Source organism: Pararhizobium capsulatum DSM 1112, from assembly GCF_030814475.1.
GTDB classification, from domain to species: domain Bacteria; phylum Pseudomonadota; class Alphaproteobacteria; order Rhizobiales; family Rhizobiaceae; genus Pararhizobium; species Pararhizobium capsulatum.
Genome location: NZ_JAUSVF010000002.1, coordinates 606770 through 620822 on the forward strand (window position 1 = coordinate 606770; position 14053 = coordinate 620822).

The window sequence follows — 14053 nt, forward strand, 5'->3', positions numbered from 1 at the left end:
GTGAACCGTCTCGCCCTTTCCGGGCGACACTCCTTGCTTTTCCGACGTCAATCCGGCCGGGCAATGCCATGGCCGAGAAACGGATTTCGTGCCGATGTCCCATTCCGCTGTCCAGTTCGACGGGCCTCGACCGCCCCGCACGCGGCTCCGCAAGCAGCTTGCCGATGCGATCGCGCCCTATCTCTATTGCGCGCCCGCTCTGATCCTCATCGTCACGGTCATGCTGGTGCCTCTGACCGTGGGCATTTCCTATGCATTCCGGGATATTCAGCTGCTCAATCCCTTCTCCGGCGGCTTCATCGGGCTGGAGCATTTCCGCACCCTTTCCCAGGATGAGGCCTTTTTCCGGGCGCTGCGAAACACGCTCTGGTGGACCGGTGCTTCCGTCTTCCTGCAATTCTTCCTCGGCCTTGGCCTCGCGCTTCTGCTCGACAAGCCGTTTTACGGCCGCGCTATCGTACAGGCTCTGGTCTTCCTGCCCTGGGCCGTGCCGAGCTTTCTTGCCGGCCTCAACTGGTCGTGGCTTTTCAACCCGGTCGTCGGGCCAATCCCCCATTGGCTCTATGCCATGGGCATCATGAGCGAGCCGTCCAACATCCTGTCCGATCCGCACCTCGCCATGTGGGGCCCGATCGTCGCCAATGTCTGGTGGGGCATCCCCTTCTTCGCGATCACCTTGCTCGCAGCCCTTCAGGCGATCCCGCGCGATCTCTATGAAGCGGCGAGTATCGATGGGGCCGGGCCGGTGCAGCGCTTCTTCTCGATTACCCTGCCCTTCCTCGCTCCGACCATCGCCATCACCGTTCTGCTGCGCACCGTCTGGATCTCGAATTTCGCCGATCTCATCATCGTCATGACCAATGGCGGGCCGGCCGACCGCACCCAGATCGTCGCCAGCTACATCTTCACCCAGGCCTTCAAGCGCCTCGACTTTGGTTACGCCTCGGCGATCGCGCTCGTGCTGCTGGTGCTGCTGATCACCTATTCGATGCTGATCGTCCTGCTGCGCCAATGGCTCATGAGCAAGGATTGAGACGATGACCGCACGCCGCCTTCTTCCCATCCTCGCGCATCGTCTGGCGATTCTTGCCTATATCGTCTTTGCGCTTTTCCCGCTCTACTGGCTGCTGAAAGTCTCAGTGACGCCCAACAAACTGCTCTATTCCGAGGGCATTCGTATGTGGCCGTCGCGCATGAGCTTCGAGCATTTCGATTTCGTGTTGCGACACTCCGATTTTCCGATCTTCTTCAAGAACAGCCTGATCGTCTCCGGCTCGACGGCCATCATTGTCACCGCCTTTGCCTCACTGGCCGGCTATGCATTTTCGCGCTTCTCCTTCCGCGGTAAATACTGGCTAGTGGCGCTGATGTTGCTCACTCAAATGTTTCCGCTTGTGATGCTGGTCGCGCCGATCTTCAAAATCCTGTCTCCGCTCGGCCTCACCAACAGCCTGACCGGCCTCGTCATCGTCTACACCGCCTTCAACGTACCGTTTGCGACCTTCCTGATGCAGTCCTTCTTCGACGGCATCCCGAAAGATCTGGAAGAGGCCGCGATGATCGATGGCGCCACGCAATTCGTCGCCTTCCGTCAAATCATCCTGCCTTTGACGCTGCCCGGCATTGCCGCGACCCTCGGCTTCGTATTCACGGCGGCGTGGAGCGAGCTTCTGTTCTCGCTGATGCTGATTTCCGGCAATGCGGCGGCGACCTTCCCGGTCGGGCTTCTCTCCTTCGTGTCGAAATTCTCGGTCGATTTCGGGCAGATGATGGCAGCGGGCGTGCTCGCGCTTATCCCGGCCTGCCTGTTCTTCCTGCTGATCCAACGTTACCTCGTGCAGGGTCTGACGGCCGGCGCGGTGAAAGGCTGATCCCATGGCATCCATTGATATCGCCAATGTCCGCAAATCCTACGGCATTCACCCGGTGCTGCATGGCGTTGACCTCAAGATCCGGGATGGCGAGTTCGTCGTCCTGGTCGGTCCCTCCGGCTGCGGCAAGTCCACGTTGCTCAGGATGATCGCCGGGCTGGAGCATGTCACTGAAGGCGAAATCCGTATCGCCGAAAGGCGGGTCAACGATCTCGCCCCGAAGGATCGCGACATCGCCATGGTCTTCCAGTCCTACGCGCTCTATCCGCATATGAGCGTGGAAAAGAACATGAGCTACAGCCTTCGGCTCAGGAAGACGGCCAAGGACAAAATCACCTCGGTCGTTGCCGCGGCTGCGAGCAAACTCGGCCTCGATCCGCTGATGGAGCGGCGCCCGAAGGCGCTATCCGGCGGACAGCGCCAGCGCGTCGCCATGGGCCGCGCCATCGTGCGCCAGCCTAAGGCCTTCCTGTTCGATGAGCCGCTCTCAAACCTCGATGCGCGCCTGCGCGAACAGATGCGGGCCGAAATCAAGAAGCTGCATAAGGACCTCGGCGCCACATCCATCTACGTCACCCATGACCAGATCGAGGCCATGACGCTTGCCGATCGGATTGTCGCCATGCATGGCGGCATTATCCAGCAGGTGGGCGCTCCGCTCGAGCTTTACGACAATCCTGCCAATCTGTTCGTCGCGGGGTTCATGGGTTCACCCGGCATGAATTTCTTCGAAGGCCGCTACATGCTGACGGGCGATCAGGCGCGTTTTGCCATTGGCGGCGGCGACGTCATACCCCTACCCTTCCCGCCTGCCCTCAAAGACGGAAGCCGGGCCACGCTCGGCATCCGTCCGGAACATATCGTACTGGGAGCCGATGCACCGGGCGACCTCAAGGCAGAGGTCGAACTGGTGGAGCCGACAGGCTTCGGCATTATCCTCCACCTACGGCTCGGCAAGGTGAGCTTCAAGGCCTTTACGCTCGACCGGGCACTACTCACCGCGAGTGGCACACTTTCAATCGGACTGTCGGCTGACAAGCTGCACTTCTTTAACGAGGCCGGCGACAGGGTTTGAAGTCAGTCAGTTTGCCTCGGGTTCATACGGCATGAGCGTGAACAGTTCCTGCGCCCGCTTGACGCCGCGCAGGGCGTAACGACCGATTGAAACGACCTCGGCATATTTCGGCGGAGGTGCCGAAGCGACGAAGTTTTGGGACATGATCACGTCTCGATCGACAAAGCGGCACATGGACGCGATTCTGCTTACTTCGTTGACGGCAGGGCCGATGACGGTGAAATCCAGCCGGTCACTGGAGCCGATGTTGCCATAGAAGACATCGCCGATATGCAGCCCGAGATAGACTTCCGTGATCGGCTGCCCTTCCATCTGTCGGCGCTCGTTGATGCCCTTCAGCTTTTCGCGCAGATCCTGCTGCGCCAAAAGGGCACGGCCGCAGGCCTCCTCCCGTTCTTCCGCCTTGAAGATCGCCAGCGTGCCGTCACCGATCAGCTTCAACACATTGCCACCGGCATCATGAATGGACGTAATCACGGCCTCGGCATAGTCGTTGAGGAAAGGGATGATTTCGTCCGGCGGCAGGCTGTCAGAAATCTGGGTGTAGTTCTGCAGGTCCGAAAACCAGAGAACGGCGGAAATGCGCTCTGCCTTGCCACGGGAAATACGCCCTTCAAGCACCCGCTGGGCGGCATCTTCGCCAAGATAGACCTCGGCAATGGTCCGCGAAATTCGCGTCAGTGAGCCCGACTTGATCGCCAGCGCCAGAACCGGAACAAGTTGCCGCAATGCGTCCAGGGCTTCGTCGCTAAAGCCCTTTTCATCCATCGTCGTCCAGTGGGAGTAGAAGCAATCCATCTCGCCGATCTGGGCATCCTGCGCGAAGCGATGGATCATGGCGATGTAGTCCTTGTGGCCGTTTTCGACCATTCCCTCGAGACCGTAAAATTCCGCCGGCTCGCCGAAGCCGATCCGGCGACGGACTTCATTCAGCTCATTGATGCGAAGATGGAAGAAGGCCGAACGTTCCCAGTTATCGGCGGAAATACCCTCGTTCGTCGGACCATATTCGAAGGCGGTCCGGGCCGGTTCCTGGCTGTCCCACTGGAAGGCGCGTCCCTCGTAGACCGGATGCAGAGTATCGATCAGCGCCAGCCCGCGGTCGATATTCAATCCGGCAGCGCGACAACGCTGGCAGAAGCCGTTAACGATATCCATCTCGTCGAGGCCTCTCAAACCTTTGTTGACCAGCCAATTCGAGATTGAGGTGATGTCTTCGGCGTTCATGGCGGTCGTCCTGATTGGCTGTCGCACCGTCATATCTACAGCAGAACGCCTTCGTCCGGAATTGGAACGAGAATGGCGTTCCTGGGATCTGTTGACCGAGGCGCGGGATCGGAAATCTTGGCTGCAGGGTTGGCGGATGGACCCGGAGGGTTCAGAAGGTGTGGACGCGCATATGGGTAATTTGGCGCGTACGGACAAGCCTTATTCGATAAATCTTTTGCCGTCACGCCGCATTGCAAATTCGTGTACCAGCCAGTCGATGAAGACCCGTACACGCGGTGAAAGCTGCCTGTCGCGCGGATAGAGAAGCGAGACCGGCGTCGGAGTCGGGGGATTGTCCGGCAGGATCTCGACAAGTGATCCGGCATGCAGCTCGGCTTCCAGCTGATAGCGCGGCGCCTGCATGATGCCAAGGCCCTGGCGCATCACCGCCGCCAGCATATCCGCACCGTTGACGGAAACGATGGATGGAAGAGTGATGTGGCGAATGCCGCCATCGATGGTAAACTCGAGCGGCATAAGGCCACCGATGGCGGAGGACCAGAAGCCGATCATCTGATGGCCGGTCAGCTCCTCGAAACTTTCCGGCCTGCCGAACCGGGCGACATAGTCTGCCGATGCGCAGGTAACCTCCCGCAAAAGGCCCACTTGCCGGGCGACCATATCGCCGTCCTGAACCTCGCCGACCCGCAAAACGCAGTCGATACCTTCGCGGATCGGATCCACGAACCTGTCGGCCTCGCCGAGATAGAGCTGGATACCCGGATAGCGCTTCATAAAATCGGGCAGGCCGGGCAGCACAAAATGACGTGCGAGACGACCCTGGACATTGACGCGCAAAAGTCCCTTGGGCGTCGAACCGGCAAAGGCCGATTCCGCATCCTCGACATCCGCCAGAATGACAAGGCAGCGACGATAATAGGCTTCGCCGTCCAATGTCGGGCTCACCTGCCGTGTGGTTCGCTGCAGAAGGCGAACACCAAGTCGCGCCTCGAGCTGCTTGACGGCATCGGTTACGGTCGATCGTGGCAACCCCGTATCTTCAGCAGCCCGTGTAAAACTACGCTGCTCCACCACGCGGGAGAAAACACGCATTGCCTCAAATCGGTCCATACGGATTGTTCGTTATATTCGGATAGTAATGCCAAAGAATGCATGATTATTCGGTCGCAGAAAAGAGGCATGGTGCCTGCGAGCAAGAATTTGTTAGCCGAAGGAAAAAATCATGTCCGACAACAGGGTCGCCATCGTCACAGGAGCATCGCGCGGCATTGGTGTAGCGATCGCGGAACGTCTGGCCAAGGACGGCTTCAGCGTCGTGGTCAATTACTCAGGCAATGCCGAGCCTGCTGAAGCGCTGGTGCGCGCCATCGCGGAAAAGGGCGGCAAGGCATTGCCTTTCAAAGCTGATGTCAGTGACACGTCGGCCGTCAGGAGCCTGTTTGACGCAACGGAAGCAGCGTTTGGTGGCGTCGATGTGCTCGTCAACAATGCCGGCATCATGATGCTCGCACCAATGGCTGATGCGTCGGATGAACTCTTCGATCGGCAGATCGGCGTCAATCTGAAGGGCACCTTCAATACGTTGCGCGAAGCGGCCAAACGGCTGCGCAATGGCGGCCGCGTCGTCAACTTCTCGACGAGCGTCGTTGGTTTGAAGCTGGAGAATTACGGTGTCTACGCAGCAACCAAGGCTGCGGTGGAAACCTTGACGGCCATTCTCGCCAAGGAAATGCGCGGCCGGAACATTACCGTGAACGCCGTCGCGCCGGGGCCGACAGCAACCGACCTGTTTCTCAATGGCAAGTCTGATGAACTGGTTGCAAAAATGGCGAAGATGAACCCCCTGGAGCGCCTGGGGACGCCGGAGGATATCGCATCTGCCGTCTCATTCCTCGTTGGAGCCGACGGTGCTTGGATCAACGGACAGGTGCTGCGTGCGAATGGCGGCATGATCTGAGGCCGCGACCGGTCGTAAAATTAACGTGATGACGGCATGTCGAGGGATGTCTTTTCTGTGATGACTCACGGTTCAATTCATGTAATCTGGCGCTACTAAAGCATGCGGGCAGATAGCCTGATAGGCGTTATCGCCATTGATTCCATGTCAGTATTCTAAGTTGCATTGACTTTGTTTTATGCCGGGCCGACCCAGGCCCGGATTGACGCAGGCGCTATCAAAGCCGTCCTTTGCGGCTTGTCGTGTTGCGTCTTGGACCGATCGTGTCAGGCATTTCAGAAAGCGTGCAGATGATCTCAAGACGACTTGCGACCACCGCTACCTTTTTCTCCCTGTTGATTGCTTCCAGCGGCGTTCTTGCCCAGGAGCCGCCAAAACCGCAGGTCACTGTCGCCAAACCCGTCGTGCGCGACGTAGTCGACAGCGACGAATTCATCGGCCGTTTCGAGGCCGTGGACGAGGTCGCGATCCGCTCGCGTGTTGGCGGTTATCTTGACGAGATCGGTTTCACGGATGGTGCCTACGTCAACAAGGGCGACAAGCTGTTCGTGATAGATCAGCGTCCTTTCAAGACGGCGCTCGACGTTGCGCAATCTTCCATGGAAGTTGCGAAATCAGCGCTCGATTTCGCCCAGACGGAATTTACCCGGACGGAGGGGCTTGCCAAGGCGGGAACGCTGCCAACCTCGACGCTCGATCTGCGGCGGCGCGAGCTGCTCTCGGCAGAGGCCAATATGCGCGGTGTCGAGGCCAGTCTGGCGCGGGCAAAACTCGATATGGAATACACGGTGATTAACGCTCCCCTGAGCGGCCGTATCGACCGCAAGCTGATCTCCATCGGCAATCTGGTTCAGGCGGATCAAACCCTCCTGACCACTATCGTCTCGCTTGATCCGATCGATTTCTACTTCGATGTCGATGAGCGGCGCCTGCTCTCCTATGCCCGCGAAGCGCGGCAGAAGGGCGGCGTGTTGCAACAGGGTGGCAACCTCGAGGTTTCCGTTACCATCACCGACGCCAATGAAAAACCCTTCAAGGGTAAGCTGGATTTTGCTGAAAACCGCGTCGATGGCGAAACCGGAACGATGCGCGTGCGAGCCCGCTTCGACAATCCCGATTTCGTGCTCCAGCCCGGCCTTTTCGGACGCATCCTGGTGGAAGGTTCGAACCACTACCAAGGCATTCTCGTGCCCGATGATGCGATCGGTTCCGATCAGGATCAGCGTGTCGTCTATGTGGTGGGCGAGGATGGCTCGGTTTCCACCAAGCCAGTGCGGCTCGGGCCGCGTCTCTACGGCTACCGTGTCATCCGCGAAGGCATGACCGGCGACGAGACGATCGTGGTCAACGGCCTGATGCGCATCCGTCCGGGCGTGAAGGTCGATCCGCAGATGACCGAGCTGCCGCCGGAAGGCAAGACCGCGGAGAGCGGCCAATGAGGTTCGCGCATTTCTTCGTCGATCGGCCGATCTTTGCGTCGGTCATCTCGATGTTCCTGCTGCTTGTCGGCGGCATCGCCTATTTCCAGCTCCCGGTGGCGCAGTATCCGGAAATCGCGCCGCCGACCATTGTCGTGCGCACTGCCTATCCCGGCGCGGATGCCCAGACAATCGCCGATACGGTGGCAACGCCGCTGGAGCAGGAGATCAACGGCGTCGAAGATATGCTCTACATGTCCTCCTATTCGACGGCCGATGGCTCGATGTCGCTGACCATGACCTTCAAGCTCGGCACCGACCTCGATCAGGCTCAGGTCCTGGTTCAGAACCGGGTGGCAATCGCCGAGCCGAGGCTGCCCGAAGAGGTACGGCGCATCGGCATCACCACCGCCAAAAGCTCGCCGGACCTGATGATGGTCGTGCACCTTCTCTCACCGAACGATCGCTACGACCAGCTTTACGTCTCGAACTATGCCCGCTCGCGCATTCGTGACGTGCTGGTGCGGCTGGATGGCGTCGGCGATGTCATCCTGTTCGGCGAGCGCGAATATGCCCTGCGCATCTGGCTCGATCCGCAAAAGCTCGGAGCCTATGGCATGACTTCGGGTGATGTCGTGCAGGCGCTGCGTGACCAGAACGTGCAGGTCTCCGGCGGCTCGATTGGCGGTCCGCCCAATGCCGGCACCAATGCCTTTCAGTATACGGTGACAACCGAAGGCCGCTTCAGCGATCCGCGCCAGTTCCGCTACATCATCGTCAAGGCCACGGAGAGCGGCCGGCTCGTCCAGTTGCAGGATGTCGCCCGCATCGAGCTCGGTGCCAAGGACTATGTCACCAACTCCTATCTTGACGGCAAGCCGGCTGTTGCGCTCGGCATTTTCGCGCGGCCCGGCACCAATGCGCTTGCGGCGGCGGCGTCGATCCAGACCAACATGAAGCGTCTTTCAGAGGCATTCCCCCCAGGCCTCGAATACCGCATCGTCTACAATCCGACCGAGTTCATCTCGGAATCGATCGATGAGGTTTACAAGACCATCCTCGAGGCCGCGATCCTCGTTGCCATCGTCGTTCTGGTCTTTCTACAATCCTGGCGAACGGCGATTATACCGATCATTGCCATTCCCGTTTCGCTGATCGGCACCTTCGCTTTTCTGCTCGCCTTCGGTTTCTCACTCAACATGCTGACTTTGTTCGGGCTGGTGCTCGCGATTGGCATCGTCGTGGATGACGCGATCGTCGTCGTCGAGAATGTGGAGCGTAACATCGCGCTCGGCATGTCGCCCGCCGAGGCATCCCACGCAACGATGAGCGAGGTCGGTACCGCCGTCATGGCGATCGCCCTGGTATTGATCGCTGTGTTCGTGCCGACGGCCTTCATTCCGGGTATTTCTGGGCAGTTCTATCTGCAGTTTGCGGTGACAATATCTGTTGCGACGGCTATCTCCGCGTTGAACTCGCTCACGCTTTCGCCGGCGCTGGCGGCGCTGATCCTTCAACCTCACAACCATCACGAATCGAGCAATCCCATAGCCCGTTTCGGCCGCGGGATCGCCAATGGGTTCAACCGTGGTTTTGATCGACTGTCCTCAGGCTACGCCTGGATCGTCGGCCACCTAGTGCGCACGGGGATCGCTGTCCTTGCGACGCTGGTCGTCTTCGCCGGGTTGCTTGGCGCAACCTGGTATATGAGCCAACTCGTGCCGCGCGGCTTCGTCCCGACCATGGACCAGGGCTACGCCATCGTTGTCGTACAATTGCCAGACGGGGCATCGCTGGCGCGCACGGATGCCGTGATCCAACGAGCCTCCGAGATCATCCGCAAGGTTCCGGGCGTGAAGAATGCCGTTGCCTTCTCCGGTTTCAGCGGCGCGACGTTTACCAATGCTTCGAACTCCGGTGTGGTCTTCGCCTCCTTCGAGCCGTTCGAAGAACGGCTGAAACACGGCCAAAGCGCCCCGCAGATCATCGGGCAGCTTTATGGATCGCTCCAAAGCATCCAGGAAGCCTTCATCATCGCCGTACCGCCGCCGCCTGTTTCCGGCATCGGAAATTCCGGCGGCTTCAAGATGCATCTGCTCGACCTGGAAAGCGCCGACATGCGCCGGGTGCTCGGGCTCGCCTATCAGATGATGGGTACCGCCAACCAGACCCCAGGTCTGACCGGCGTGTTCACAACCTTCTCGGCCTCCAGCCCGCAGTATTTCCTGGCGATCGACCGCGACAAGGCGCGGGCGCTCAATGTGCCGATCCCCAATATCTTCGAGACCCTCTCGATCAATCTCGGCACGTCCTATGTCAACGATTTCAACACGCTCGGCCGTGTGTATCAGGTGCGCGCGCAGGCCGATCAGCAATATCGCATGGAGCGCGAGGACATTCTGGCGCTGAAGGTCCGTTCCGCAACGGGCGCCCTCGTGCCACTCGGCACGATCGTCGACATCCGCGATTCTTCCGGTCCGTCGCTTGTCCAGCGCTACAACATGTACGTCTCCGTTCCGTTGCAGGGCAATGCCGCCCCCGGCGTCTCCACCGGTGAGGCGCTGCTCAAGATGGAGGCGCTTGCCGGCCAGATCCTGCCGCCAGGCACATCCTTCGAGTGGACCGAGCTTGCCTTCCAGGAGCGGAACACTGGCAATACGGCGATCTTCATCTTCGCGCTGTCGGTGATCTTCGTCTTCCTGGCGCTATCGGCGCAATATGAAAGCTGGGTCCTTCCGCTTGCCATCATCCTCGTCGTGCCGATGGCGGTTTTGGCCGCACTTGTCGGGGTCTTCCTGCGCGGGCTGGACAACAATATCCTCACCCAGATCGGCCTGATCGTGCTGATCGGCCTTGCCGCCAAAAATGCGATCCTGATCGTTGAGTTCGCGCGGCAGGCAGAGGATCAGGGCATGACGTCGGTGGAGGGCGCGATCGAGGCCAGCCGGTTGCGTCTGCGCCCGATCCTGATGACCGCCTTCGCCTTCATTCTCGGTGTCGTGCCGCTGATGATTGCGAAGGGACCGGGTGCGGAAATGCGCCAGGCGCTCGGTACCGCCGTCTTCTCCGGCATGCTCGGGGTGACAATCCTTGGGCTGTTCCTGACACCGGTGTTTTATGTCACCCTGCGTTCGTTCCGGCGGCGGAAGGTGGTGGGAACGATGGAACCGACTGTTGCCGAGTAGAGTGGCTACCGCTTCTCACGCGTGTGCCAGAATCGTATGATGGTGATGGTTGACTGTTTTATTTCGTAGCGCATCTCATAGGAGCCAATGAGAATGCGCCTTACTTCGCGTGGGCTGAATTCTTCCAAACGCTCGCCGAGACGCGGTTGCTCCTGAAGGCGGGAAGGCGCAGCCGCGATTGATTGCACAGTGCGCGCCGCGGCTTGCGGGTTGACGGGTGTCAAAAAGTCATGAAGCCGAGTAAGATCGGCAACGGCTTTTTTCGACCAGATGATGTTCGTCATAGCGGCGGCGGCAGAGGATTTTCGCTATCAAGGCTGTTTGCCCAAGCTAGAACGGCCTGATGATTGATGACATTGCCGGCATCGGCATCTGCCATAGCTTCAAGCGTCAGGCGTCGGCGTTCTTCCTCTTGATCAATCCAATCAGACAAAGCTTGTTTGACAATCCACCCACGGGAACGCTCAAGGCGTGCGGCGATTTGATCGATCTTCTCTGCAAGTGGCAAAGGCACATGCGCGGTAAGGACCTTAGTTTCCATCTTCTTATCCTTTTTAATCGTTATCAATCATAATGATTAAAGTTGATTAATCCAGAATTTTCCGATGAGTTAGAAGACGTTGTTTCGCCAACCAAACTAGAATGACTGCAATCCCCTTGAACCCTTTGTCCGGAAAAGCATAACTGCCGAGAGCGCGCTGTCCGGCGCGACTGATTCCGGGAGTTCTCAGCCGAAATGGTGGATCTGCAGCGACGTTTTCCCTGCGTGGCAGATATGGAGAAGGCGGCGAAGCGGCGGATGCCGCGCTTCGTGCATGATTATCTGATCGGTGGTCTTGGCCGTGAAGACAACGTTCGTCGCAACGTCGAAAGCCTGCGCGACGTGCAACTGATGCCTCGCTATCTCTCCGATGCTTCTACCCCTGACACGGCGGTTACGCTCTTCGGCCGGCATTTTGCCGCGCCATTTGCCGTGGCGCCGCTTGGGCTTGCCGGCCTTCTCTGGCCGGGCTGCGAGGTGCCGATCGCTGGTGCCGCTCGCGGGCATAACGTTTCCCATGTTCTCAGCACCTTCTCCAATCGTTCGATAGAAACGATCCGGCCGGTTGCCGGTGAAAACGGATGGTTTCAGTTCTATCCGCCGAACGATCCTGCGATGGAAGCCGACATGCTCGTCCGCGCGGGAAAGGCGGGTTACGAAACGCTGGTTCTGACGGTCGATATTCCGGCTCCAACCCGCCGCGAACGCGATATCCGCAATGGTCTTTCCGTGCCGCCCCGGCTCGATCTTGCCACGATGCTGCAAATCGCAACGCATCCGGCCTGGGCGTTGCACGTGCTTCGCCACGGCATCCCCGAGTTCGAGAATCTGTCTCCCTACTATCCGAAGGGCGCATCGCTTGCCGCATCAGCCAAATTCGTCGGTCGTGTCATGCAAGGCCATATCACTGCCGAGCGCACGGCGCAGATCCGCGCGGCTTGGAAAGGCAAGATCTTCGTCAAGGGCGTGCTCGATCCTGAAGAAGCCGCCGCTTATATAGCGCTGGGTGCTGACGGTTTGATCGTCTCCAATCATGGCGGACGACAGCTGGATGCGGCACCAAGTGCCGTGGATATGTTGCCGCTCATCCGCAGGAAGCTGGGTCCCGACGCCGTCATTCTCGCCGATGGTGGTATTCGCTCTGGCCTCGATGTCGCGCGCATGATCGCGCTCGGTGCGGATATGGTGCTGATCGGCCGGCCCTTTATTTTCGCGAGTGCGGCAATCGGCCATGATGGGGCGGATCACCTGATCGGCATTCTCAAAGCCGAGTTAAAATCGACCATGGCGCAGCTAGGATGCGCTACCGTGCGGGACCTGCCGGCCTCGCTACATACTCCCCACACGGTCGCGTAAGACGGAAAGGACGGCACTAAATGGCTCTTCTTGATGAACTCGAAGCGGCGCTCGGGGATGACGTGGTGCTGACGGGCGACCAGATCAGCGAACGCTACCGCAGCGACGAAAGCCATTCTGGCCGTGCCTTGCCATTTGCGGTCCTGCGTCCGGCAACTGTCGAAGCGGTTTCACAGGCGCTCGCGATCTGCGACCGTCACTGCCAGAGTGTCGTACCACAAGGTGGTTTGACCGGCCTTGCCGGCGGCGCCAATCCGCGCGGCGGCGATATCGCGCTTTCGCTGGAACGGTTCACCGGCATCGAGGAAATCGATGCAGCGGCGGCAACGATGACGGTGCGGGCTGGAACGCCACTCGAAGTTGCCCAGCAAGCGGCCGAGAAGGCAGGATTTCTGCTGCCGATCGATTTGGGGTCGCGCGGCAGCTGCCAGATCGGCGGCAATATCGCCACCAATGCCGGTGGCATCCGCGTTATCCGCCATGGCGTGACCCGTGACAATGTACTGGGGCTCGAAGCCGTCATCGCCGATGGCACTATTCTCTCATCGCTCAACAAGACGATGAAGAACAACACCGGCTATGACCTTCGCCAACTCTTCATCGGCTCCGAGGGCACGCTCGGCATCATCACCCGCGCTGTCCTGAAGCTGAAACCGCTGCCGAGCAGTCGGTCGACGGCGCTCTGTGCGGCGACAAGCTACGAGAAGGTCGTCTCACTCCTGCGCATGGCAAAGCTGATGCTTGCCAATGTCTCCGCCTTCGAAGTGATGTGGGACAGCTATTTTCGCTTCAATGCTGAGGCTCTCGGGCTCAAGTTCTTCGACGTGGATCATCCCTTCCTCGTGATCGTGGAAGAGGATCTCTTCGGAAATGATCAGGGCGGCGAGCGTTTCGAGGCCTTTCTGGCCGCCGCCTTCGAGGAAGGCCTGATCGACGATGCGTTGATTGCGCAATCTGAGAAGGAAGCGCGCAATTTCTGGTCCGTGCGCGAGGGCTATACCATGGACAAGATGCTGCCCTCGCTCGTCAATCTCGATATCAGCATGGCGATTGGCCGGATCGGTGACTATGCCGCCGAATGCGGGAGGGCGATGCTGGCGCGCTTCCCGGGTGCACATGTCTCGTTCTTCGGGCATATCGGTGATAGCAATCTGCATGTCACCATCGCGACGCAGGCCGGCACAGAGGACGATGCGCATACGATCGACGAGATCGCCTATGATCTGGTACGTCAGTACGGCGGCTCGATTTCGGCCGAGCACGGTATCGGCACGCTGAAACGCGATTATCTCGGCCATTCCCGCAGCCCTCAAGAACTTGCCGTCATGCGCCACATCAAGGCAGCGCTCGATCCAAACGGCATCCTCAATCCGGGCAAGGTGCTACCGCCGGTCTGATCTGCTCAGGTCGGACGCCCAAA

12 protein-coding genes are annotated in these 14053 nt (G+C 59.4%); 8 read left to right on the forward strand and 4 right to left on the reverse strand.

Going from position 1 to position 14053, the window contains the following annotated elements; genetic code table 11:
- The first annotated feature begins 94 nt into the window (after positions 1-94).
- From QO002_RS23195 to QO002_RS23205, 3 genes are read left to right on the forward strand one after another with little or no spacing between them, the layout of a single operon-like run.
- Positions 95-1033 (forward strand): carbohydrate ABC transporter permease, encoded by a 939-nt coding sequence (locus tag QO002_RS23195; RefSeq protein ID WP_307234248.1) that lies wholly within the window; start codon positions 95-97, stop codon positions 1031-1033.
- A gap of 4 nt (positions 1034-1037) precedes the next feature.
- Positions 1038-1871: a carbohydrate ABC transporter permease gene (locus QO002_RS23200; protein ID WP_307234250.1), complete on the forward strand. Its 834-nt coding sequence runs from the start codon at positions 1038-1040 to the stop codon at positions 1869-1871.
- A 4-nt stretch (positions 1872-1875) separates the two neighbouring features.
- The gene (locus QO002_RS23205) at positions 1876-2946 is read left to right on the forward strand and encodes an ABC transporter ATP-binding protein (RefSeq protein ID WP_307234252.1); all 1071 of its coding nucleotides are present in this window, start codon (positions 1876-1878) and stop codon (positions 2944-2946) included.
- A 6-nt stretch (positions 2947-2952) separates the two neighbouring features.
- Here the strand turns inward: QO002_RS23205 and QO002_RS23210 are convergent, their stop codons facing one another.
- Positions 2953-4173, reverse strand: a complete 1221-nt coding sequence (locus QO002_RS23210; protein ID WP_307234254.1) for an adenylate/guanylate cyclase domain-containing protein — start codon at positions 4171-4173, stop codon at positions 2953-2955.
- A 201-nt stretch (positions 4174-4374) separates the two neighbouring features.
- Positions 4375-5286, reverse strand: coding sequence for a LysR family transcriptional regulator (locus QO002_RS23215; protein WP_307234256.1), 912 nt, complete (start codon positions 5284-5286; stop codon positions 4375-4377).
- A 112-nt stretch (positions 5287-5398) separates the two neighbouring features.
- Here QO002_RS23215 and QO002_RS23220 point away from each other — a divergent pair, with 112 nt between their 5' ends.
- The 3 genes from QO002_RS23220 (at position 5399) to QO002_RS23230 (ending at position 10736) form a co-directional block, all read left to right on the forward strand.
- Positions 5399-6133, forward strand: a complete 735-nt coding sequence (locus QO002_RS23220; protein ID WP_307234258.1) for an SDR family oxidoreductase — start codon at positions 5399-5401, stop codon at positions 6131-6133.
- A gap of 290 nt (positions 6134-6423) precedes the next feature.
- Entirely contained in the window at positions 6424-7572 is a 1149-nt protein-coding gene (locus tag QO002_RS23225) for an efflux RND transporter periplasmic adaptor subunit (protein WP_307234260.1), read from the forward strand.
- Positions 7569-10736: an efflux RND transporter permease subunit gene (locus QO002_RS23230; protein ID WP_307234262.1), complete on the forward strand. Its 3168-nt coding sequence runs from the start codon at positions 7569-7571 to the stop codon at positions 10734-10736. The genes QO002_RS23225 and QO002_RS23230 overlap by 4 nt, the downstream gene beginning before the upstream one ends.
- Positions 10737-10741: 5 nt before the next feature.
- Here QO002_RS23230 and QO002_RS23235 read toward each other — a convergent pair whose 3' ends face one another.
- Together QO002_RS23235 and QO002_RS23240 are read right to left on the reverse strand one after the other, a co-directional pair.
- Positions 10742-11020, reverse strand: coding sequence for a type II toxin-antitoxin system RelE/ParE family toxin (locus QO002_RS23235; protein ID WP_307234264.1), 279 nt, complete (start codon positions 11018-11020; stop codon positions 10742-10744).
- Positions 11017-11277, reverse strand: coding sequence for a CopG family ribbon-helix-helix protein (locus QO002_RS23240; RefSeq protein ID WP_307234266.1), 261 nt, complete (start codon positions 11275-11277; stop codon positions 11017-11019). The genes QO002_RS23235 and QO002_RS23240 overlap by 4 nt, the downstream gene beginning before the upstream one ends.
- Positions 11278-11472: 195 nt before the next feature.
- Between QO002_RS23240 and QO002_RS23245 the strand changes: the two genes are divergently transcribed.
- Together QO002_RS23245 and QO002_RS23250 are read left to right on the forward strand one after the other, a co-directional pair.
- Entirely contained in the window at positions 11473-12633 is a 1161-nt protein-coding gene (locus QO002_RS23245) for an alpha-hydroxy acid oxidase (protein ID WP_307234268.1), read from the forward strand.
- Between the two features lie 20 nt (positions 12634-12653).
- Complete coding sequence (locus tag QO002_RS23250; protein ID WP_307234270.1) at positions 12654-14030, forward strand: FAD-binding oxidoreductase; 1377 nt, start codon at positions 12654-12656, stop codon at positions 14028-14030.
- Positions 14031-14053: the final 23 nt, after the last annotated feature.